Origin of the sequence: Micromonospora coerulea, assembly GCF_016598485.1 — a bacterium.
GTDB lineage: Bacteria > Actinomycetota > Actinomycetes > Mycobacteriales > Micromonosporaceae > Micromonospora > Micromonospora coerulea.
This window is the reverse complement of sequence record NZ_JAEMUW010000009.1, coordinates 1-20,735: the sequence shown is the minus strand read 5'-3', so window position 1 is coordinate 20,735 and position 20,735 is coordinate 1. Positions and strand designations below refer to the sequence as shown.

Here is a 20,735-nt window from a genome sequence, read left to right as displayed (position 1 = left end):
TGGCAGCACGGCGAGACGGGTGTGAAAACCCCCCTAAGTTGACCTTGCCCGTTGCTATCGGCACACAACGGTGGTTGACTGCTGCACCATGCCAGAGCCGATGATCACGGACAGGCCGGTAATTTCGTGAGACGCACCGATATCACCCCAGTTTCGTCGGCGGGTCGACGCAGGGCGACGTGGCGGCAGCGGGCGGCGCGCTGGTTGGATCCGACCGTCGCCCAGTGGGACGTCGCACCACAGGAGACACCCCCGCCACCGCCGCCACCCGCCGAGGAACCCCCGAATCCCTGGCCGGCGATCTGCGAGCAGTTCGCGATGCGGATCATGGCCTCCGCGTACCAGATGGGTTCCCACCTGGAAGCCGTGGAGGCCGACGAGCAGAACCCGGACCGGCTGGAGCGGCTCTACCGCATCGACCACGCGAACACCCGGATCCGGCGGCACGCGGAGAACCTGCAGGTGCTGCTGGGCCGTCGGGTCGAGGACGCCAACCCGCAGACAGTCACCCTGGTCGACGTCGTCCGGGCGGCCAGCTCCGCTGTCGAGCACTACGCCCGCATCCGGGTGGGTCACGTGGTGGACCTGGCCGTGGTCGAGTTCGCCGCCGACGACGTGATCCGGGTGCTCACCGAGCTGCTGGACAACGCCACCCGGTTCTCGCCGCCCACCGCGCCGGTGATCGTGTCGGCGTTCATCACCGAGGACGGCAGCGTCCTGCTGCGGATCGAGGACGCCGGCGTGGGCCTCCAGCCCGACCATCTGTCCCAGCTCAACGCCCTGCTCAACGGCCGGCTGGTCACCCCGGCCACGCTCGACCCCGCCGCTCACCTCGGGCTCGCCGTCGTGGCCCACCTGGCCGTCGCCCGCCAGCTGCGGGTCGCCCTCACCAACCGCCCCTCCGGCGGCGCCACGGCCACGGTGCTCGTCCCCGGCGCGCTGCTCTGCGAGATTCCCACCGCGGCGGCGCCGGCCGGCGCGCCCGTCCCGCCGGCCTGGCCGTCCCCGTCCGCCGGGATCCCGTCCCCGTCCCCGGGGGGCGGGGCCCACCCCTGGAGTACGCCGATGGCCGCGCCCCATGACAGCACCAACTCGCCCACCGTGCCGTTGAGCACGCTCCCCGGGCCGGCCACCGCGCAGCAGCCGGCCGGCAGCCTGCCCCAGCGGGTGCCGACGAGTGTCCGTGACCAGTCCGCGGCGACCACCCGACCCCCGGCCGACCCCGGCGCCGGATCCCCACCCGAGGCGTGGCCGGACGAGACGGCGGCCTTCGCCGCCGGCGTCAGCGACGCCCGGACCACCAGCGACGAAGGACAGCAGCGATGACCCACGCATACTCCGGCAACGGTACGGCGACCACCGGCCAGGGACTGCCGGACTGCGCCTGGCTGATCCGTCAGTTCGCCGAGGACGTACCCGGGGTCACCCACGCGATGCTGGTGTCGTTGGACGGCCTCCAGCTCGCCGCCTCCCGCGGCGTGCACCGCGACCTCGGCGACCAGCTCTCCGCGCTGACCGCCGGCCTGCTCAGCATGGCCGACCGCAGCGCGGCCCTGCTGGACCTCGGCTCGTCCGAGTACCTCACCGTACGGCTGCCGCGGGGGCACCTGCTGTTCATGCGGGTCGGCGAGTCGGCGGGCCTGGCGGTAGCCGCGGCCCCCGGCTGCGACCTGCGGGTCGTCTCCTACCGGATGACCCAGTTCGTCGGCGCGGTGTGGCACGCCCTCACCCCGCAGGTCCGCCACGAGCTGCACCGGATGACCGCCAGTCAGCCCCGCTGACGGGCCGAAGGAGCCAGATCATGCCGATGACGTACTGGAAGGTGCGGCCGTACGTGCTGACCGCCGGACGCACCCGCACCCGGCGGCCACTGCTCGTCCACACCCTGGTGTCGGTGCCGTACTACGACGCCGTCTTCGCCTCGGGTCTGCTGCCCGAGACCCGCACGCTGTACGAGCAGGCCCGCGGGTCGGCGCGCTCGGTGGCCGAACTCTCCGCGGTCTGCGGGATGTCGCTGGGTGTCACTCGGGTGGTCGTCGACGACCTGGCCGCCACCGACCGGCTGCTGATCCACACCGACCACGACAATGTCGACTTCCGCCTCCTGGAGAGACTGCGCGATGGCCTCCGCAAGCTTGCCTGACACGCCGCCAGTGACCTCGGCGAAGATCGTCATCGCGGGCGGCTTCGGCGTCGGCAAGACCACCTGCGTCGGGTCCATTTCAGAGATCCCGCCGATCAACACCGAGGCGTGGATGACCGCGGCCAGCGAAACCGTCGACCGGATGGACCCGGGGATCGACAAGAAGACCACGACCGTGGCGATGGACTTCGGCCGGCTGACCATCGGCCCCGACCTCGTGCTGTACCTGTTCGGCACGCCGGGCCAACCCCGGTTCTGGCCGATGTGGGACGACCTGTGCCGGGGCGCGGTCGGTGCACTGGTGCTCGCCGACACGCGGAACCTGGCCGCCTCGTTCCCGGCGATCAACTACTTCGAGCAGGACAGCGACCTGCCGTTCGTGGTCTGCGTGAACCTGTTCGACGGGGTGCTGCACCACCCGCTCGAGGAGGTTCGCGAAGCGCTCTCGGTCCCCGCCAGCGTGCCCCTGATCGCCTGCGACGCCCGCGACCCGTCGTCGGTGGCGCGGGCGCTGCTGGTGGTCGTGGAACACACCATGTCCCGCACCGCCCGGCCCACCGCGGGCGCGCTCGCGGCACGGTAGCTCAACCTGGAGGAAACAATGCGCAAGATCCTTGTCGTCGGGGCCGGACAGTCCGGGCTCCAGCTCGCCCTGAGCCTGCTCGCCGAGGGCTACGACGTGACCGTCATGTCCGCCCGTACGCCGGACGAGATCCGCCGCGGCTGGGTGATGAGCACCCAGGCGATGTTCGGCAACGCGCTGGGAACCGAACGCCGGTACGGGCTGGACCTGTGGCAGGACCGGGCACCCCAGATCGAGGGGCTGCACGTCTCGCTGTCCGCTCCGCCCGGCGAGCGGGCCCTGCGGATCCCGTGCCCGCTGGACGAGCCGGCGCAGAGCGTCGACCAGCGGGTGAAGATGGCGGCCTGGCTGGAACTGTTCGAGCAGCGCGGCGGGACCGTGCTCTACCAGACGGTGACCACCGCCGACCTGGACGGGCTCACCCGGCTCGGCCGGTACGACCTGACCGTCGTCGCCGCCGGCAAGGGCGACCTCGTGGGCGTCTTCGACCGGGACCCGCAGCGGTCGGTGTACGACGCGCCACAGCGGGGGCTGGCCGTGGCGTACGTGCAGGGCATGGCCCCGGATCCGCTGTGGCCGGTGCCCCACGTGAGCTTCAACGCCGTGCCGGGGCTGGGTGAGTTGTTCGTCATCCCGGGGCTGATCCACTCCGGCCCCTGCGAGATCCTGTTCTGGGAGGCGGTGCCCGGCGGGCCGCTGGACCTGTGGGCCGAGCGGCGCGACCCGGCCGAGCACCTCAAGCTGACCCTCGACCTGGCCCGCCGGTACACCCCGTGGATCTACGAGCGGTGCGCCGACGTGGAGTTGACCGACGGCCGGGCCACCCTCTCGGGCCGGTACACGCCGACGGTGCGCCGCCCGGTGGCCGAACTGCCCTCGGGTGGGGTCGTGCTGGGCATGGCCGACGTGGTGGTGGCCAACGACCCGATCACCGGTCAGGGCAGCAACACCGCCGCCAAGTGCGCCCACTCCTACCTGGGGTCCATCCTGGAGCGCGGTGATCGGCCGTTCGACCGGGAGTGGATGGGGCAGACCTTCGAGCGGTTCTGGTCCGGCGCCGGCCAGGCGGTCACCGGCTGGACCAACGCGATGTTGCAGCCGCTGCCGCCGCACGTGCAGCAGCTCCTAGGGGCCGCCGCGGGGAACCCGACGGTCGCCCGGCGCTTCGCCAACGGCTTCAGCGACCCGAACGACTTCGCGGACTGGTTCCTGACGCCGGAGGCCGCCGACCGCTACCTGGCCACGGTCGCTGCCGGCTGAGGTCCGCGCAGCCGGGCCTCGGTGGCCGCCATCTGGTCAGCGAGCTGGCCGGGTGGCGGCCCCGCCTGAAGGTTTCTTGCGCCGTGATGCGGCAGGTCGGAATCTATTGACATGATGGCCCGCCGGGGCGAGGGTGACCACTGAGTCATCCCCCGAACGGAGGTTCCATGCCCCGATCCCGAGCCCCGATGGGCAGGCGCATCCTGCTCAGCACCGCGCTGGTCGGCGCCGTGACGCTCGTGCCGGCCGGCCCCGCTCCCGCGGCGAACCCGACGCCCGACACACGACAGCAGCAGTACGCCGCAGCCGCCGCCGAGTACGGGGTCCCCGAGTCCGTCCTGCTCGCGGTCTCGTACCTGGAATCCCGCTGGGACACCAACGCCGGCACCCCCAGCACCAGCGCGGGGTACGGCCCGATGCACCTCACCGACGCGACGTACGTCAACAGCCTGGGCGAGCCCAGCCACGTCGGCCCCGAGGAGGACCCGCGCGGCGACGACTCCCGAACCCGGATCCAGGCCGCGGAACCCGCGCCCAACCCGCCGGCCGAGGCGGCGCTGCAGACCCTGGATGCCGCCGCGACGGTCACCGGCAGCGGGGAGGACGCGCTCAGGTCCGACCCGGCGGCCAACATCCGCGGCGGCGCCGCACTGCTGGCGTCGTACCAGAAGGAGATCGGCGCCCCGGTCGGCGCCGGCACCGACCCCGCCGCCTGGTACGGCGCGGTGGCCCGGTATTCCGGCTCCGACAGCACCGACTCCGCAGCGACCTTCGCCGACGAGGCATATGCGACGATCCGGACCGGCGCGGCCCGGACCACCGATGACGGGCAGCGCGTCACCCTCGCCGCCCGGAAGGTGACGCCGCAGAAGTCCTGGCTCGACAAGTTGGGCCTACGCACCGTGGCCCGGGCCGACGGCGTGGAATGCCCGGCGGAGCTGGCCTGCGAGTGGATCCCGGCGCCGTACCAACTGCTCGGCGACGGGACGGACCCGGAGTACTACGGCAACCACGACCTGTCCGACCGGCCGGCCCGGCAGAAGATCGAGTACATCGTCATCCACGACACCGAGGAGACCTACTTCCGGACGCTGGAACTGGTGCAGGATCCGGCGTACGTGAGCTGGCACTACACCATGCGCTCGAGCGACGGCCACACCGCGCAGCACGTCAAGACCAAGGACGTCGCCTGGCAGGCCGGCAACTGGTACGTCAACAGCAAGTCCATTGGCATCGAGCACGAGGGCTTCGCGCGCAAGGGCACCTGGTACACGGAGACGATGTACCGCACGTCGGCGAAGCTCGTGGGCCACCTCGCGAAGAAGTTCGACATTCCGCTGGACCGGCAGCACATCATCGGCCACGACAACGTGCCCGGCACCATCCCGTCGACCGTCCGGGGCATGCACTGGGATCCGGGCCCGTACTGGGACTGGTCGCACTACTTCGACCTGCTGGGGGCGCCGATCCGCAGCACCGGCACGCCGGCCACCGGCCTGGTCACCATGGACCCGGAGTTCGCCAGCAACCGCCCGGCATTCTGGGGCTGCCAGCTGGACGAGAACGACATGCCGACCAGCGAGCCCTGCCCGCTGCGCGGCTCGTCATCGGTGATCCTGCACAGCGCGCCCAGCCAGGACGCGCCGCTGGTCAAGGACGCCGGCCTGCACGAGGACGGTGCACCGTCCACGATGGAGGTCTCGGATCACGGCGCTCGGGCGTCCGCAGGCCAGAGTTATGCCGTCGCTGACCGGCAGGGTGACTGGACGGCCATCTGGTACCTCGGCCAGAAGGCGTGGTTCTACAACCCGACCTCCGCGCCGGTGGCGAAGTGGGCGACCGGCTTCGTGGTGACGCCCAAGCCGGGCAGGGCCACGATCCCGGTGTACGGGCGGGCCTATCCGGAGGAGGCGGCCTACCCGGCCGGCGTGCCGTACCAGACCCTCCGGCCGCTGCAGTACACGCTGTCCGCCGGGGAGCGGTACGCGGTCGGCCTGGTCGCGCCCAGCGAGTTCTACAAGGCCTACACCTTCGCCGGCACCTTCCCAGGTGACTGGACAGTGATCCGCGGCAAGATGCGGTACGTGCAGATTCAGTTCGGCCACCGGATCATGTTCGTCAACAAGGACGACGTGGACATCCTGCCCTCGGCCGTGGGCGCGCCCAGCTGACCCCTCCTACGCAGGCGGTGGGCCTCCTCCCAGTGAGAGGGGGCCCACCTGCCGGCTCCGTCCAGGCCGGCTGAGCCCGCCCGGGCCGCATTCGACTTGCCGGCCACCGCCTGGCCGCGCGACGTTGGTCCGGCGCTGTCGCGGGTAAGCGCAGGGCTCGGATCGAGTACGACGGAGGTGGCCAAATGAGTGGTCGGGAGCAACTTCACGATCTGCGTCAGCAGGCCCACAAAGCGGGCATCGAGGGCAACTCCAAGATGACCGAGAGGGACCTGCGCAAGGCGCTCAACAAGGTCGACAAGGGGATGTCGCCGCAGCAAGCCAAGCAGCAGGTGAAACGGTGACGCAGCAGTAGTGACGCCGAGGCGGGCAGAAATGTCCGCCTCGGCCCGCGTCCTCCGCCCGCCGGATCACATCGGCGCATTTACCTTCCTTGACGCCCGTTCGCCCGACTGTCTAGCGTCGGCGCCATGGGCCGTCCGAGGAAGTTCCTGTCGCTGCTCACCGCGCTGGTCGTCGCCGTCACCGCGGCGACCGTGCCCTCCTCCCCCGCCACGGCGGGGGCCGTGGCGCACACCACGGGTCCGGGGGCGGTGCTGCTGATCGGCGGCGCGCTCGCCGACGACAACAGCGCCGTCTACGGCGAGTTCGTCCGCCGGGCCGGTGGCGCGGGGGCGCGCATCGGGGTGCTCAGCGCGTCCTCGGCGGTGCCGCACTCGAGCGCCAACGCGGTGGTCAAGGTCCTGGAGCGGTACGGCGCCGACGACGCCACCTGGATCCCGGTGACCACGAAGAAGGACGGCAGCGGCGACGACCCGTCGTACGCCGCCCTGGCGGCCTCCATGACCGGGTTCTTCTTCACCGGCGGCGACCAGTTCCGCTACGTGCAGTCGATGATCCACTCCGACGGCTCGGACGGCGCCGTGCTGCACGCGATCCGCGAGCGTTTCCTCGCCGGCGCCCCGGTCGCCGGCACCAGCGCGGGCATGCAGATCCTCGCGGGCACCGACATGATCACGGGCGGGTTGAGCTACTACGGCGTCCGCGACGGCTCCCGAGCGGGCTACTACGACGACGACCAGATCCTCGGTTACTGGCCGGCCGGCGGCTTCGGCCTCGTCGGTTCCGGCCTGGTCGACACCCACTTCGACGCCCGTGGCCGGACCGGCCGGTCGATCCGGCTGGCCGCCGACACCGGCCACGACCGGGTGTACGGGGTCGGTGAGGACACCGCCCTGATCGTCACCGGGGCCGGCACCGCCGACGAGTCCGCCCGGATCGTCGGCACCAACGGGGTGTCGATCCTCGACCTGCGCGCGGCTCAGGTCGGGCAGACCGGCGGGTACTGGTCGATCAGCCGCGTGCGCTGGAGTTACCTCACCGACGGCGACACCTACGACCCCGGCCGCTGGCAGGTCGGCAAGAGCGCCGCCAGCACACCGGTGGTTCCGGCCGCCCGCACCGCGGCGGCACCGACCGCCGACGTCTTCGGCTCGTACGCGCTGCGCGACGCGGCGCTCGACCTGGCCGGTGCCAGCCTGTCCACCTCGACGACGGGCACCACCGCGCAGACCGCCCCGCGCTTCGTGGTGGGCCTGACCAAGGACGCCGCCTTCACCGCGTACGGGTGGCCGGTGCGGATGCCACGTCCTTCACCGACCTGACCCTGTCCATCCAGGCGGGTTGAGCCGGGGGTCAGGCCGTGACGTGGGCGCTGTCGCCACCGGTCGCGGCGAACGACGTGCCGCTGACCATGCGCGCCTGCTCGGAGGCGAGGAACACCACCAGCGGCGCCACGTCCGACGGCTGGACCCACGGCACGCCCAGCGGCGTCTTCGCGACGAGCAGCTCCATCGCGGTCCGCTCGTCCTCGCCGACGTCACCGGACGGCGTCCGCCCGCCCTCGGTGATCGCCTGGGCGTAGCGGTCCTCGTGCCGGGTCAGGACGGTGTCGACGAGGCCCGGGATCACCGCGTTCACCGTGATCCCGTGCTCGCCGAGCTCCAGGGCGGCGGACTTCATCAGCCCGATGATCCCCCACTTCGACGCCGAGTACGCCGCGCCGAACTTCGTGCCGTGCTGCCCCTGGGTGGACGAGGTGACGATGATCCGGCCGCCCCCGCGCCGGACCAGCAGCGGGGCGAACGCGCGCAGCACGTTCGCCGTGCCGGTCAGGTTGACGTCGAGCTGGTCGTGCCAGTCGGCGTCGGCCATCTCGAGCAGCGGCCGGAACGCCTGGATGCCCGCGTTGGCGAAGACGATGTCCACGCCGCCCCAGGACCGCTCCACGGCGGCCGCCGCCGCCCGGACGGCGCCGATGTCGCGCTGGTCGACCACGTGTTCCCGCCACCGGGTGCCGGCACCGGTGATCAGCCGGCCGGTCGCGGCGAGATCCTCCGGGGTGGCGGGTGGGAAGTCGAGGACGGCGCTGACCGGTCCGGCGATGTCCAGTCCGGCGACGTCCGCGCCGGCCTCGGCCAGGGCCACCGCGGCGGCTCGTCCGATGCCCCGCGCCGCACCCGTCACCACCGCGACCCGCCCGGCCAGCGGTCGCACCTGCGTAGCTGCGGACATCCGCCCCTCACCTCCGCGTCGTGGCCGGCGGTGCTCTGGCCGGGCCGCCCCTCGGCCGCCACCCGTGGGCCGGCGTCTCCTGCAACATAGACCGGCGGCCCCGTCGGCGCCGGAGATCCGCCGTCCGGAGGCACCGGCACCCGGACCGCGCCCGGCCTTGGCAGACTGGGTCGGTGGACACTGATCGGAGAGCACTTCTCGGCGTGGATCTGCCGGTGGTCGCCGCGCCGATGGCGGGCGGACCCACCACCACCCGACTGGTGGCGGCGGTGGGATCCGCGGGCGGGTTCGCCTTCCTGGCGGCCGGCTACCAGCCGCCGGAGGCGGTGGCGGCGGAGATCGCCACGGCCCGGGCCACCGGACTCCCGTTCGGCGTCAACGTGTTCGTACCGACCCCGGTGCCCGTCGACGACGCCGCGTTCCGCCGCTACGCCGCCCGCATCGCCGACGAGGGCCGACCGTACGGGCTCGACCTGACGGCGGCCCCGCGGACCGAGGACGACGACCACTGGGCGGAGAAGATCGCGCTGCTGGTCCGCGATCCGGTGCCGGTGGTCAGCTTCACCTTCGGGCTGCCGCCCGCGACGGTGCTCCGGGACCTGCGGCGCGCCGGGAGCCGGGTGCTGGTGACGGTGACCGATCCGGCGGAGGCCGCCGCGGCGGCGGAACTCGGCGCGGACGGGCTCGTCGCCCAGAGCGGACACGCCGGGGGCCACTACGGCACCTTCACCCCGGGCTCCCCCACACCCGTCCGGCCCCTCGCCGAGCTGGTCGGCCCGGTCGTCGCCCGTACCGGCCTGCCCGTGCTCGCCGCCGGCGGCGTGGCCGGGGCGGCGGACGTCCGGGCGGCGCTGGCCGCCGGGGCCATCGGCGTCCTGGTCGGCACGCTCCTGCTCCGGGCCGACGAGAGCAGCACGAGCCCTACCCACCGGGCGGCGCTGACCGACCCGCGCCGGGACCGGACCGTGGTCACCCGGGCGTTCACCGGACGGCCGGCGCGCGGGCTGCGCAACGACTTCATCGACCGGTACGAGGCGGACGCGCCGCTGGGCTACCCGGCGCTGCACCACCTGACCCGGCCGCTGCGGCGCGCCGCCGCCCAAGCCGGTGACGCCGATCGGGTGCACCTGTGGGCCGGCACCGGTTGGCGGGCCGCGCGCGCCGCCCCGGCGGCCGAGATCCTCGCGGAGCTGACCCGGCCGCTCTGAGCCGCCGGGGGGCGGCGCCCGTCAGCGGGTCGCCTCCTCGAGCAGTTCGAGCAGGTGACGGTACGGCTGGCCGGTGGCCCGGGCCATGCCGATCTCGCAGGTCCGGTTGACCGAGGCGTACCCGTCGAAGGCCCGCTCCGACACCGCGCGGGCCTCCGCGCGGGTGGCGGCGGCGGTCAGTTCGGGGTGCAGCAGGCCTCGGTCGCCGGCGAAGCCGCAGCACTGCCAGCCGTCGGGGACCACCACCTCGTCGGCGACGGCCCGGGCCACGGTGAGCAGCGCCGCGTCGAGCCCCAGTCGGGTCGACGAGCAGGTGGGGTGCAGGGCGAGGGAGCCGAGCCGGCGCCGGACGGTCAGCCGGGGCAGCAGCTCGGTGGCCGCGTACGCGACGGCGTCGACGACGCCGACGGCGTCACCGCCGTCGGCGACCAGCTTCGCGAAGCCCTCGGTGCAGGACGCGGCGTCGCTGACCACGGGCAGCGTCCCACCCCGGCTGGCCTCGTACAGCGCGGGCGGCACCCGGTCACGGACGGCCTGGTAGCCGGCGGTGAGGCCCTTGGAGGACCAGGGGGTGCCGCAGCAGACGCCGGCGATCCCGTCGGGGACGAGCAGGCGCACCCCGGCGCGCTCGGCCAGGGTCAGCAGCGCGGCGGCCACCCCCGGGCCACCCTCGGCCGGGGCGAACAGGGTGCCCAGGCAGGACGGCACGAACACCGCGTCCGGGTCGCCGACCGGGTGGGGACGGCGGACCTCGCCGCCACGGGGCAGATCGCGCCGCCACTGCGGGACCCGCTCGGCGCCGAGCACAGCGCGGGCGGCCCGGGTGGCCGTCTCGGGCAGCGCGGGCGGCAGGGTACCGGCCAGGTCCAGGCCACGGGCCATGCCCCGGGTGGTGGCGTCCCAGCGGGCGGCGGCGCCGCGCCAGCCGGCCTGGGCGAGGCCGCCGTTCCGGTCGGCGCGCAGGCGTTTCACCAGGTCACCGGTATTGATCAGGACCGGGCAGGCGGTCGCGCACATGCCGTCCACCGCGCAGGTGTCCACCGCGTCGTAGGCATAGTCGTCCGCCAGCTCGCGGGCCAGCCCCTCGTCACCGGCGGCGCGGGCTGCGGCGATCTCCCGGCGCAGCACGATCCGCTGCCGAGGGGTGGTGGTCAGGTCCCGGCTGGGGCAGACCGGCTCGCAGTAGCCACACTCGACGCAGCGGTCGACCTCCGGCTCGACCGTCGGCACGGTCTTCAGGTGGCGCAGGTGGATGTCGGGGTCGTCGCTGAGCAGCACGCCGGGGTTGAGCACGCCGTCGGGGTCGCAGAGCGTCTTCAGCTCGCGCATCACCTCGTAGAGCTCGTCGCCGAACTGCCGGCGGACGTACGGCGCCATCACCCGGCCGGTGCCGTGCTCGGCCTTCAGGGTGCCGCCGCGGGCGAGGACGGCGTCGACCATCTCGTCGGTGAAATCGGCGTAGCGGCGCGGCGGCTCACCCCCGGAGAACCGCTCGTTGAGCATGAAGTGCAGGTTGCCGTCCTTGGCGTGGCCGAAGATGACGCTCTCCTCGTACCCGTGCCGGGCGAAGAGGTCGGCGAGTTCGGCGCAGGTGTCGGCGAGGGCGTCCACCGGCACCGCGATGTCCTCCAGCAGCGCGGTGGTGCCGGAGGGCCGAGCGCCGGCGACCGCGGCGTACAGGCCCTTGCGGATGTGCCAGAGGGCGGCCCGGGCCGCCGCCTCGCCGCTGAGCCGGACCGGGGCGGCCAGCGGCAGCCCGGCGAGCACCGGCCGGGCGGCGGCCACCCGTTCGGCGAGCGCGTCGGGGTCGGCCTCCTGCCACTCCACCAGCAGCGCCGCGTGCTCCCGGACCGCCAGGCCGCGCAGCGCGGTGTCGGCCTGCGGGTCGAGCTGGGCGACCCGCAGCGCGGCGGCGTCGAGCAGCTCGACCGCCGCCGGGCCGGCGGCGACCAGCGCCGGCATCGCGGCCATCGCGGCCCCGAGGGTGTCGAAGACCAGCAGGCCGGTCGCGGCGTGTCGGTGCACCGGTACGGTGCGGAAGGTCGCCGCCGCGACGAAGGCTAGGGTGCCCTCGCTGCCGACGACGAGCCGGGTCAGCAGCTCGCTGGGCGAGTCGTGGTCGAGGAAGGTGTTCACGCCGTACCCCATGGTGTTCTTCATGGCGGACTGGGCGCGGACGCGGCGCACCGAGTCGGGATTGCCGCGCACCCGGTCGCGCAGCCGCAGCAGGCCGGCGTGCAGCTCCGGCTCGGTGGCGCGCAGCCGCTCGTCGGCGTCCGGGGCGCCGGTGTCCACGATGGTCCCGGTGGGCAGCACCAGCAGCAGCGACTCCAGCGTCCGGTAGGTGTTGAACTCGGTGCCGCAGGTCATCCCGCTGGAGTTGTTGGCGACGACGCCACCGATGGTGCAGGCGGACTCGCTGGCCGGGTCGGGGCCGAGCTTGCGGCCGTACGGGGCGAGCCGGTTGTTCACCTGACGCAGCACCACCCCGGGCTGCACCCGGACCCGCCGGCCGTCGTCGAGGACCGCCAACTCGCGGAAGTGCCGGCGGGTGTCGACCAGCAACTGGTCGGTGACCGCCTGCCCGCTGAGGCTGGTGCCGCCGGAGCGGAAGGTCAGCGGCGTGCCGGTCCGGCGGCTGTGCCGCAGCAGGACGGCGACCTGCTCGGCGTCGCCCGGCGTGACCACCGCGCGGGGATGCAGCAGGTAGTGCGAGGCGTCGTGGGCCAGTCGGAGCCGGTCCGCCGCCCGGGTCGCCACCGCGCCGGGCAGCGCCGCGTCGAGCGCGGCGAGGTCGGGCTCGACGGTCCGGCTCACCGTGGGTGTCCGGCGGTGGCGCGGCCGGGCCGGCCCGCGACGCCGGTGATCTGCATCCTCATGGCGTACCTCCCCGGTTGACACCCTAGCGGCGCGGCCCGGGCCGGCGAACCCCTTGCAGTGGCATCGACCCTGGTAGATACTCGCCGCTATCACGTTCGTCGCGGTCGACACCCCGAGCCGGACCACGGCGACACCTCAGGGCCCCCGCCCGCACCGGTCGCCCGCCGTCCTCCAAGGAGGAGACCGTGAGATTCCGACCCACTTCCGGCCGGCTCACCTCGTTGCTCGCCGCCACCGTCGGCCTGGTCGCCGTCGGGGCCTTCACCGTGCCGGGCGCCGCCTCGGCCGCCCCGCCCAACTTCAGCGCCAGCCAGCTCGCCCAGGTCGACCGCGCCGTCGCCGCGTCCGGCGTCAGCGGGATCGCCTGGCGGGTGCAGGCCGGCCGGGTGGTGGTGACCGCCGACGACAGCGTCTCCGCCGCCGAGCTGGCGACGATCCGGAAGAGCGCCGGCAGCAACTCCGGCGCGATTCGGATCGACCGGGCGCGTGGAACCTTCCGCCCGCTGCTCTCCGCCGGCAACGCCATCTACGGCGGCGGCTACCGCTGCTCACTGGGCTTCAACGTGGTCAAGTCCGGCGTCTACTACTTCCTGACCGCCGGCCACTGCGGCGACGTGGCCAACACCTGGTACACCGACTCCGGGCTCAAGACGCTGATCGGGCCGACCATCGGCTCCAGCTTCCCCGGCAACGACTACGCCCTCGTCCGGTACGACAACACCGCGCTGAGCCACCCCGGCGGCTACACCGCCGCGAACGCGTTCGTCGGCGAGGCGGTGAAGCGCACCGGGTCGACCACCGGGACCCACAGCGGCACGGTGACCGCCCTCAACGTCACGGTCCGCTACGTCGGTAGCGGCACCGTCAAGGGCATGATCCAGACCACCGTCTGCGCCGAGCCCGGCGACTCCGGCGGCCCGCTCTACGACGGCACCAAGGCGCTCGGCATCACCTCCGGCGGCAGCGGTGACTGCCGCTCCGGTGGCACCACCTTCTACCAGCCCGTCACCGAGGCCGCCAGCGCGTACGGCGTGACCGTCTACTGATCGACCGAACGACCGGCCGCCCCGACCCGTGGTCGGGGCGGCCGGTTCGTCGGGCGGTGCGGTCAGCTCTGCCGCAGGGCGGGCATCGGCACCGGGACGGACAGCGCGGTCGCCCCGGCGCCGGCACCGCCTTCACAGGTGTTCGGCGGCACGGTGCCGATGCCCCGGGTCGACGGGCGTTCGGCCGCCCAGAACATGAACCCGAGCATGCCGGGTGTGGCGCCGGCGCCGTGCGGGGCGACCGTCTGCACGTACGGCGCGGCGGCGCGCTGCACCGAGGTGGCGTAGTCGACGCACTCCGGCAGCGGCCGGCCGCCGTAGGCGATGTAGACGCCGCCGGTGAACTTCGCCGGGGCCAGCGGCGGCACCGGTGGGCTGTACTGCGGCTTGCCGTCCACATGTTCCTGCCAGCTCGCCTGCGAGGTGCTGGCCGAGGCGGGCCGCGCCGACACCATGGCGTTGGCGTAGTCGAGGACCGGGGCGTCGGTGCGCAGCCAGTCGCCGGTGGCCTTGCGGTTGAGGTCGATCAGCCACCGGTCGCCGGCGGCCACGTCGATGGTCAGCCGAGACTGGGGCCGGGCGCCGGTGGCGTCGTACGGGTGGACGGCCCGGTAGGCGTCGATGAAGGCCTGGAGACCGGTGAGGTTCGGATCGGTGTTCTGCTCGTAGTCGATCTCGATGCCGACGCCGAGCCGGGTGGCGACGGCCGCGGCCCGCTGGCCGAGCAGGGTGGCGTTCTCGGCGAGCGCGGCCTCCCAGTCGTCGGTGTAGGTAATGCCGCCGATGGAGAGCATCACCCGTACCCCACGGGCGGTGAAGTAGTTGACGACCTCGGAGGTCATGCCCGTTGGCACGCCGTCGAGCGTGGTCGCGTCGGTAGTCTGGTGCAGCAGCGCGAGCGGGTTGACGAAGCTGAGGACCACCAGGTTGACCGACGGACGGCCGTCGCCGCGGTCGATCAGCCAGTGGTTCTGGCTGTCGAACTCGGCGATGGTGCGGACCGTTCCCCAGGTGCAGAAGTCGTTGCCGCAGTGCCAGGCGCCGTAGACCTGGACCGGGGTCGCGGCGAGGGTCACCGGGGCCGGCGCCGGCGGCGGCGCGGCGGCGGCCGGAGTCCCGGTGGCGAGGATGAGCAGGAGCGTCGAGAGCAGTACCGGACGTCGCATGGGGGCCTCCCCGGATCGATCAGTACGCCTTGTTTACAGTGCGACGCTCATCCAGGTCAATGGATGGCAGCGACCTCGGCCAGCACCTGCCGCTGGAAGTCGCGCGCCTCCGGGCCGGACGGTGGCGGTCCACCGTGGCGGGCCGCGATCGACCGCCCGATCAGGTCCGCGTGCTCCCCCCGCTCGCGCAGCCGGCGTCCGGCGTCCACCTTGGACAGCCAGCGACCGTCGCGGACCTTGACCAGCGACCGGCAGGCGCCCAGCACCGCGTCCTCCGCGCCGGGCGCCGGACCGTCGCCGGGTGGGGTGGGCAGCGCCAGCCACCAGGCAAGCGCCTCGGCCAGCAGCCGCCGCAGGTCGCCCGGGGCCAGGTCGGCGAAGACCTCGGCGGCGGGCGGGCCGACCAGGGCCCGGCCGGACTGGTGCAGGATGCTCCGGTCGAGGGCGTACCAGAAGTGCCCGTCGGCGACCGGACGGTCGGCCGGCGCGTACGTGACGCGGAACGGCATGGTCGCGCCGGTGTTCAGCTCCACCTCGAAGCCCGGGGTGGCGGTGCCGGCCGCGGCCACGTCCCGCCGGTAGACGACCAGCTCCAGGCCGCGCGCCGGGCACGGCAGCGCCTCGTGCCGCAGCCGGTCCACCAGCGCCCGCTTCACCGGCCCGGTCAGCGCCCGCGCGACCACCAGCGCCACGTCCACGTCGCTGCGCCCCGGCTGGTACGCGTCCAGGCCCACCGAGCCGGCCGCGTACGCGCCGACCAGATCGTCGCCGAGGACGCCCCGCGCCCGGTCGACCAACTCGGCCAGGTAGCCGCGTACCTCGTCGTCCATGCCGGCCATCCTGCCCGGCCACCCGCGCCGCACGCGGCCGGGGCCCCGGCCGGTGACGCGCGGCTCAGGCCGGGCGGTGCGGGCAGCAGACGGTCAGGGCGTCCGGCACGACCTTCACCTTCAGCCGCTTCGCCGTCGTCCGGGCCCCGCCGTCGAGCTCGTACGTCTTCGGGGCGGCGAAGCGGACGGTCACCTTGCGGCCGCGGGTGATCTGCACGAACGGCGAGTCCTCGGACCGCCCGGCCGCCATCCGGCCCAGCGTGCGGGCCCAGTCGACGGCGCCGCTGGCGGTGGAGACGCCGATCTCCAGCGCGCCGTCGTCCGGGCGGGCATCGTCGAAGGCCGGGATGCCGCCGGTGATCGTGCCGACGTTGCCGAAGAGCACGCAGCTCGCCTCGCCGTCGAACCAGTCGGCGCCGTCGACCCGGATGCGGGTGCGCACCAGCTCGCCGCGGACGTGCCGCAGTCCGGTCCAGACGTACGCCACCCGGCCCAGCCGGCCCTTGAGCTTCCGATCGGCCTCCCGGATCAGGTCACCGTCGAAGCCGGCGCCCGCCATCACCGCGAAGTGCTCGCCGTTGAGCCGGCCGAGATCGAGCGTGCGGCGTCGGCCGTGCAGCGCGATCCGGACGGCCTCGGTCAGGTCGGCGGGGATGCCGAGGTTGGTGGCGAAGAGGTTCGCCGTGCCGGCGGGCAGAATGCCCATCGGCACGCCCGTGCCGGCCAGGGTGTCCGCGCAGCGCTGCACCATGCCGTCCCCGCCCCAGACCAGCAGCAGGTCGGCGCCCTTCTTCAGCGCCTTGCGCACCCGCTTCGGCGCCTTGCGGCTCTTCGGCACCTCGTACCAGAGGAGCCGCCCGACGCCGGCCGCGACCAGGCTGGCGCGCAGCTCGTCGAGGCCGCCGCCGAGAGTCTTCTTCCGGTGCGCGACGACCGCGACGGTGCCCACCGACCGGGGGGTGGCCGGGTCGGCGGCGCGGCTGTCGACCGTGCTCGTACTCATGGCCGCCGGGGTACCCACCTGGCCGGAATTCCACTCCCGCCCCGCCGCGACGCGTCCGATTCCGACCAGCCGCAGTCTGTGATCGGACGAACGCTTTCGGTAGAGTACGGGCGATGTCCCGCCGTTGGTCGGGGCTCGGGAAGGTGCCGGTGATGACGCGACACGGCGGGCGGCTGACACGCCTCGCGCTGCGTCTGGGGCTCCTGCTGGCCGGGGTGTCCGGCGCCTGGATCGCGTACGACGCGGTCACCGGCGACGCCGCGTACGCCGCCGACCCTGCGCCCGCCGGCACGGTCACCCGCACCGTTGACCTCCTCCGCGCCGTGCCGTCCCCCGTCCTGCGGACGACGCCGACGGACCGCTCGGACCGTTCCGCCGTCGCCGTGCCGCCGACCAGGACCGACGGGCCGACCCCGGACCCGCCGCCACCCGCCGCCTCGACCCGGCCCGCCCCGGCGCCCTTGACCCGTCCCGACCACGCGGCACGGGGCACGTCGCCGCAGCGCCGGCCGGGCGCCGCGCCGACCCGCCCGGCGCCACGATCCGGCCGGGCGACGACCTCGCCGTCCCCGACCGGCGAGCCGATCCGGGTCAGGCCGGCCGAGCCGGCGAGCGCCCGGCTCCACGCGGTCTCCGGGCAGGTGGTGAAGCAGGTGGCCACCGGGCTCCGTCCGGTCACCCGGCCGGTGTCGTCGGGCCCGCTGCGTCCGGTGGCCGCCGGCCTCCGACCGGTCACCACGCCGGTCGTCGACGGGCTCGGTCCGGTCCTCAACCCGGTGTGGCGCGGCCTCGGGCCGGTGTGGCGCGGCCTCGGGCCGGTGTGGCGCGGCCTCGGGCCGGTGTGGCGCGGCCTCGGGCCGGTGCTCCGGCCGCTGGACCCGGTGCTGGAGCCCCTCGACCCGGTGCGGGAAATCCTGCAGCCGTCGACCGGTGCACCGGCCCCGCCGCCGATCCCGGGCCCCGGGCTGCTACCGACCGAGGTTGGCACACCGCCGGACAGCCCGAGAGGTACACCGCCGGGCCACGCCACAGCGGCCGCGCCGCCGCTGGAAGTAGCCGGCCGCACCCCGAGCACCGCCGCCGCCACGCCGCAGCCGGCCGCCACGGTGCGCCACTGGTCACCACACGCGGGAGGCGGCGGGCACCGCCATCCGGGGAACCCGCTCCGGTCGAACGCCGGCCACCTGCCGCTGGCGCTCGTTTCCGCTTGGAGCAGCGCCGGATCCCCCGGCGCCTCGCACAGCGTGGCCGCCAACGCGTCGGCAGGGGGCTGGACGCCCCGCGTCGTCATGGGGCGGCCCTGCCGTTCGGCCCGCCCGGACGGACTCTCCTCCCGATCGCCCCGGCCGGGGACCAGGCCCGCCTGAGCACCGACCGCCGGAGTGGGCCCGCGGCCGCTCCGGCGCAGTGGTGCGGATCAATGCGTCCCGATGGGCCCAGCGGCCCCGTGGCCGACTTCTTGACCGCCGCGCCTGGTGCCCGGCGCCGGGTCGGCGACATCTCCGATCGTGATCGTGACCAGGAGCTTTCCATGACCGTACGAACATCCGTCGTGCGTGCCCGGTGGCGTGACGTGGAGCGGATCGTCGATCTCGTCACCGACACCCTCTCCCCCACCCCCCTCGGCGCCTGGCTCGTCCCGGACGAACGGTGCCGACCGGAGGTGCTGGCCGCCGTCGCCCGCATCTGGACCGAGCACGCGCTGCTCTTCGGCGACGCCTTCCTGCTCTCCGACGGCACCGCGGCCACCGTCTGGTTCCACCGCTACCGGCCCATCCCGCTCCCGGTGCGGTACGCCGAACGGCTGGACGCGGCGTGCGGCGCGGACCGCGACCGCTTCCGACGGCTCGAACGGGACCTCGCCGCGCGGCGGCCGGTCGAGGCCCACAATCACCTGGCGTTCCTGGCGGCACCCGGAGCGGGCCGGACGGGCCGGGCCGCCGCCGTGCTCGCCGGCAGCCAACGGTGGATGGACACGCTGAGCCTGCCGACGTACGCGGAGGCGTTCACGGCGGCCGACCGGGACCTTCACCTGCGGCACGGGTACACCGGTCGGGACGCCTTCCCGCTGCCGGATGGGGGAACGGCCCATCCGATGTGGCGGGTGTCCCCGTACTGGGCGGGCCGGCTGGGCGGCAACACGGTCGCGCGGTGGCCCACCCGGCGCTCGCCGACCAGCGTGCGCAACGACCGCGTGAGCGGGTACGCCCACCCGTGACGGATACGCGCCAGCGGGGCTGATCGGCGCCGCGTCAGGTGACCGGGGCGGTCCTGCACCGCCCCGGTCACCCCCGTTCAGCCCAGCGGCGGGTTCGCGTACGTGACCAGCTCCAGGGCCTGCTCGGCGAACCAGGCCCCGGCGGCCGGGTCGGCGATACCGCCGCGCGCCGGGTCGTGCCCGGTGCCGGTGCCGCGGTCGCACTGACCGTCGGACTGGCCGGGCGTCTTGACCCAGAGGAACGCGTCGGCGAGCGGATCGCCCGTCGCGGTGGTCGGGCGCAGCCCCAGGCCCCGGTCCGGCGGGTTGCACCAGGTCTGCGGGTCGGGCCAGCTCACCCCGGCCGGCGGCGTCCACGGGCCCTGCCCGTTGCGGCTGGTGTCCACCACGAAGTGGGGCAGGCGGTCGGTCGGGACGGCGCCGACGTTGCTGTCGTACCAGGCGTCGGTCCGGCCCCAGGTGCTGAAGTCCGCCGGGTCGGCCGGGTAGTACTGGCTGGCGCACCAGTCGAAGTGGCCGCGCGCGTACTCCGGCCCCTCGGTGCCGTAGTAGATGCACCTGGCGATCCAGTTGCCGTACTTGAGCTGCCGCTCGGTCGTCTCGTAGTTGGAGACGTTGAGGAAGAAGCCGTCGGCCCTGCCGACGCCCGCCTTGACCAGCCGGTCGGCGATGTCACCGGCGCCCAACCAGGCGCTGTGCGTGCCGTCGAGGTAGACGCTGGTGCGCGGCAGCGCCGCGAGCCGGTCCACCGCGTGGTTCAACATGGCGAAGCGGTCGGCGGCGGCGGTCGCCGGGTCGGCCTCGGCGGGCCGGCACCACTCCTGGCTGCCGTTGATGGTGGTGTACCACGGAATGATGCCGAGACCATCCGGCTCCAGCAGCACGGCCACCTCGTGGTCGCCGATGCCGCTGGCGAACGCGTCGATCCACGCCTCGTACCCGGCGACCGAGGTGGCGCCGCCGGCCGAGTACTGCGCGCAGTCCCGGAACGGGATGTTGTACGCCACCAGCACGGGCACCGTCTTCTTGCCGGCAGCCCGCTGCACCTCGGCCTTGACCGACTGGGTCAGCGCCTGTCCGGAGCCGCCGGTCACCCAGACGGCCTGTGGCGTACGGGTCATCGTGCGCAGCTGCGCCGCCGGCTGGTACTGCCCGGCGGCGGTCAGCTCGGCGATCTGCGCCAGCGCGCCGTGGTCGGGACGCGGTGTGTAGAAGGTGGCGGTGTCGGGGATGTCCGCAGCCGCCGGTGCGGCCGGGAAGGGAACGGCCGCGGCGAGCGTCGCGGCGACGGCGGCGAGGCCGGTGGCGGCTCGTCGCCGCAGCGGTGTCAGGGCCACGTCATTGCTCCTGATCAGACATGGGAACGACTTATGGGAGCGTTCCCGCAGCTCGTCCGAGCGTGCCCCGACCGACGCCGGCTGTCAATGTCTCGGCCGCGTTGCGGCTGGGCGCGCTTGCCGCCGACGAACGCCTGACCGGGGGACCGCCGCGGCGGTCCCCCGGTCAGGCACCGGCCATGCGAGTGCCGAGCCGGGCGGCTAGTGCTCTGACCACAAACGTTGGCCGGGTTGGCCGGTGGTTGGGGAATTGTCGTAGGGCTGGTGTTGGCTTCGGTTCGTGCCTCGCCGTCGGGATCCCGCCTTGCCGCGGGTC

At 73.9% G+C, this 20,735-nt stretch carries 18 protein-coding genes; 12 read left to right on the top strand and 6 right to left on the bottom strand.

What is annotated here, in order from left to right; all coding sequences use genetic code 11:
- Nucleotides 1-204 precede the first annotated feature (204 nt).
- The 8 genes from I8N68_RS13745 (at nt 205) to I8N68_RS13710 (ending at nt 7,821) form a co-directional block, all read left to right on the top strand.
- On the top strand, nt 205-1,326 hold the full coding sequence (locus I8N68_RS13745; protein ID WP_200210345.1) for an ATP-binding protein: 1,122 nt from the start codon (nt 205-207) through the stop codon (nt 1,324-1,326).
- Nucleotides 1,323-1,781: a roadblock/LC7 domain-containing protein gene (locus tag I8N68_RS13740; RefSeq protein ID WP_200210344.1), complete on the top strand. Its 459-nt coding sequence runs from the start codon at nt 1,323-1,325 to the stop codon at nt 1,779-1,781. Before I8N68_RS13745 ends, I8N68_RS13740 begins: the two co-directional genes overlap by 4 nt.
- A gap of 20 nt (nt 1,782-1,801) precedes the next feature.
- On the top strand, nt 1,802-2,143 hold the full coding sequence (locus I8N68_RS13735) for a DUF742 domain-containing protein (RefSeq protein WP_109803010.1): 342 nt from the start codon (nt 1,802-1,804) through the stop codon (nt 2,141-2,143).
- Nucleotides 2,121-2,726: a GTP-binding protein gene (locus I8N68_RS13730; RefSeq protein WP_200210343.1), complete on the top strand. Its 606-nt coding sequence runs from the start codon at nt 2,121-2,123 to the stop codon at nt 2,724-2,726. Before I8N68_RS13735 ends, I8N68_RS13730 begins: the two co-directional genes overlap by 23 nt.
- A gap of 18 nt (nt 2,727-2,744) precedes the next feature.
- The gene (locus I8N68_RS13725; RefSeq protein ID WP_200210342.1) at nt 2,745-3,986 is read left to right on the top strand and encodes a styrene monooxygenase/indole monooxygenase family protein; all 1,242 of its coding nucleotides are present in this window, start codon (nt 2,745-2,747) and stop codon (nt 3,984-3,986) included.
- Nucleotides 3,987-4,153: 167 nt separating this feature from the next.
- Nucleotides 4,154-6,157 carry an N-acetylmuramoyl-L-alanine amidase gene (locus I8N68_RS13720; protein ID WP_200210341.1) on the top strand — a complete coding sequence of 668 codons (2,004 nt, stop codon included), beginning with the start codon at nt 4,154-4,156 and terminating at the stop codon, nt 6,155-6,157.
- Nucleotides 6,158-6,342: 185 nt separating this feature from the next.
- Complete coding sequence (locus I8N68_RS13715; RefSeq protein WP_200210340.1) at nt 6,343-6,501, top strand: hypothetical protein; 159 nt, start codon at nt 6,343-6,345, stop codon at nt 6,499-6,501.
- 126 nt (nt 6,502-6,627) lie between these two features.
- Nucleotides 6,628-7,821, top strand: coding sequence for a cyanophycinase (locus tag I8N68_RS13710; RefSeq protein ID WP_200210339.1), 1,194 nt, complete (start codon nt 6,628-6,630; stop codon nt 7,819-7,821).
- 31 nt (nt 7,822-7,852) lie between these two features.
- Here the strand turns inward: I8N68_RS13710 and I8N68_RS13705 are convergent, their stop codons facing one another.
- Nucleotides 7,853-8,731 (bottom strand): SDR family NAD(P)-dependent oxidoreductase, encoded by an 879-nt coding sequence (locus tag I8N68_RS13705; RefSeq protein WP_200210338.1) that lies wholly within the window; start codon nt 8,729-8,731, stop codon nt 7,853-7,855.
- A gap of 173 nt (nt 8,732-8,904) precedes the next feature.
- Here I8N68_RS13705 and I8N68_RS13700 point away from each other — a divergent pair, with 173 nt between their 5' ends.
- The gene (locus I8N68_RS13700) at nt 8,905-9,939 is read left to right on the top strand and encodes a nitronate monooxygenase (RefSeq protein ID WP_307812818.1); all 1,035 of its coding nucleotides are present in this window, start codon (nt 8,905-8,907) and stop codon (nt 9,937-9,939) included.
- Between the two features lie 21 nt (nt 9,940-9,960).
- Here the strand turns inward: I8N68_RS13700 and I8N68_RS13695 are convergent, their stop codons facing one another.
- A complete protein-coding gene (locus tag I8N68_RS13695; protein WP_200210337.1) occupies nt 9,961-12,756 on the bottom strand; it encodes an FAD-binding and (Fe-S)-binding domain-containing protein in 2,796 nt (931 codons plus the stop codon).
- Between the two features lie 248 nt (nt 12,757-13,004).
- Between I8N68_RS13695 and I8N68_RS13690 the strand changes: the two genes are divergently transcribed.
- The gene (locus I8N68_RS13690) at nt 13,005-13,865 is read left to right on the top strand and encodes a S1 family peptidase (protein WP_200210336.1); all 861 of its coding nucleotides are present in this window, start codon (nt 13,005-13,007) and stop codon (nt 13,863-13,865) included.
- A 62-nt stretch (nt 13,866-13,927) separates the two neighbouring features.
- Here the strand turns inward: I8N68_RS13690 and I8N68_RS13685 are convergent, their stop codons facing one another.
- The 3 genes from I8N68_RS13685 to I8N68_RS13675 all read right to left on the bottom strand — a co-directional run bounded on the left by I8N68_RS13685 (nt 13,928) and on the right by I8N68_RS13675 (nt 16,864).
- Nucleotides 13,928-15,031, bottom strand: a complete 1,104-nt coding sequence (locus tag I8N68_RS13685) for a glycoside hydrolase family 18 protein (protein WP_234039646.1) — start codon at nt 15,029-15,031, stop codon at nt 13,928-13,930.
- Between the two features lie 56 nt (nt 15,032-15,087).
- A complete protein-coding gene (locus I8N68_RS13680) occupies nt 15,088-15,861 on the bottom strand; it encodes a nucleotidyltransferase domain-containing protein (RefSeq protein ID WP_200210335.1) in 774 nt (257 codons plus the stop codon).
- 64 nt (nt 15,862-15,925) lie between these two features.
- Nucleotides 15,926-16,864, bottom strand: a complete 939-nt coding sequence (locus I8N68_RS13675; protein ID WP_200210334.1) for a diacylglycerol/lipid kinase family protein — start codon at nt 16,862-16,864, stop codon at nt 15,926-15,928.
- Between the two features lie 152 nt (nt 16,865-17,016).
- On the opposite strand from I8N68_RS13675, the gene I8N68_RS13670 reads away from it, so the two are divergent.
- Together I8N68_RS13670 and I8N68_RS13665 are read left to right on the top strand one after the other, a co-directional pair.
- Complete coding sequence (locus tag I8N68_RS13670) at nt 17,017-18,231, top strand: hypothetical protein (protein WP_200210333.1); 1,215 nt, start codon at nt 17,017-17,019, stop codon at nt 18,229-18,231.
- 164 nt (nt 18,232-18,395) lie between these two features.
- Nucleotides 18,396-19,082, top strand: coding sequence for a hypothetical protein (locus I8N68_RS13665; protein WP_200210332.1), 687 nt, complete (start codon nt 18,396-18,398; stop codon nt 19,080-19,082).
- Between the two features lie 77 nt (nt 19,083-19,159).
- Here I8N68_RS13665 and I8N68_RS13660 read toward each other — a convergent pair whose 3' ends face one another.
- The gene (locus I8N68_RS13660) at nt 19,160-20,419 is read right to left on the bottom strand and encodes a glycoside hydrolase family 6 protein (protein WP_307812817.1); all 1,260 of its coding nucleotides are present in this window, start codon (nt 20,417-20,419) and stop codon (nt 19,160-19,162) included.
- Between the last annotated feature and the right edge of the window lie 316 nt (nt 20,420-20,735).

Excerpts from the sequence above, each read along its gene's own strand:
- I8N68_RS13665 (WP_200210332.1), top strand. The coding sequence starts at position 18,396 with ATGACCGTACGAACATCCGTCGTGCGTGCCCGGTGGCGTGACGTGGAG.
- I8N68_RS13725 (WP_200210342.1), top strand. The coding sequence starts at position 2,745 with ATGCGCAAGATCCTTGTCGTCGGGGCCGGACAGTCCGGGCTCCAGCTC.
- I8N68_RS13740 (WP_200210344.1), top strand. The coding sequence starts at position 1,323 with ATGACCCACGCATACTCCGGCAACGGTACGGCGACCACCGGCCAGGGA.
- I8N68_RS13715 (WP_200210340.1), top strand. The coding sequence starts at position 6,343 with ATGAGTGGTCGGGAGCAACTTCACGATCTGCGTCAGCAGGCCCACAAA.
- I8N68_RS13675 (WP_200210334.1), bottom strand. The coding sequence starts at position 16,864 with ATGAGTACGAGCACGGTCGACAGCCGCGCCGCCGACCCGGCCACCCCC.
- I8N68_RS13720 (WP_200210341.1), top strand. The coding sequence starts at position 4,154 with ATGCCCCGATCCCGAGCCCCGATGGGCAGGCGCATCCTGCTCAGCACC.
- I8N68_RS13735 (WP_109803010.1), top strand. The coding sequence starts at position 1,802 with ATGCCGATGACGTACTGGAAGGTGCGGCCGTACGTGCTGACCGCCGGA.
- I8N68_RS13710 (WP_200210339.1), top strand. The coding sequence starts at position 6,628 with ATGGGCCGTCCGAGGAAGTTCCTGTCGCTGCTCACCGCGCTGGTCGTC.
- I8N68_RS13685 (WP_234039646.1), bottom strand. The coding sequence starts at position 15,031 with ATGCGACGTCCGGTACTGCTCTCGACGCTCCTGCTCATCCTCGCCACC.
- I8N68_RS13670 (WP_200210333.1), top strand. The coding sequence starts at position 17,017 with ATGACGCGACACGGCGGGCGGCTGACACGCCTCGCGCTGCGTCTGGGG.
- I8N68_RS13730 (WP_200210343.1), top strand. The coding sequence starts at position 2,121 with ATGGCCTCCGCAAGCTTGCCTGACACGCCGCCAGTGACCTCGGCGAAG.
- I8N68_RS13705 (WP_200210338.1), bottom strand. The coding sequence starts at position 8,731 with ATGTCCGCAGCTACGCAGGTGCGACCGCTGGCCGGGCGGGTCGCGGTG.
- I8N68_RS13680 (WP_200210335.1), bottom strand. The coding sequence starts at position 15,861 with ATGGACGACGAGGTACGCGGCTACCTGGCCGAGTTGGTCGACCGGGCG.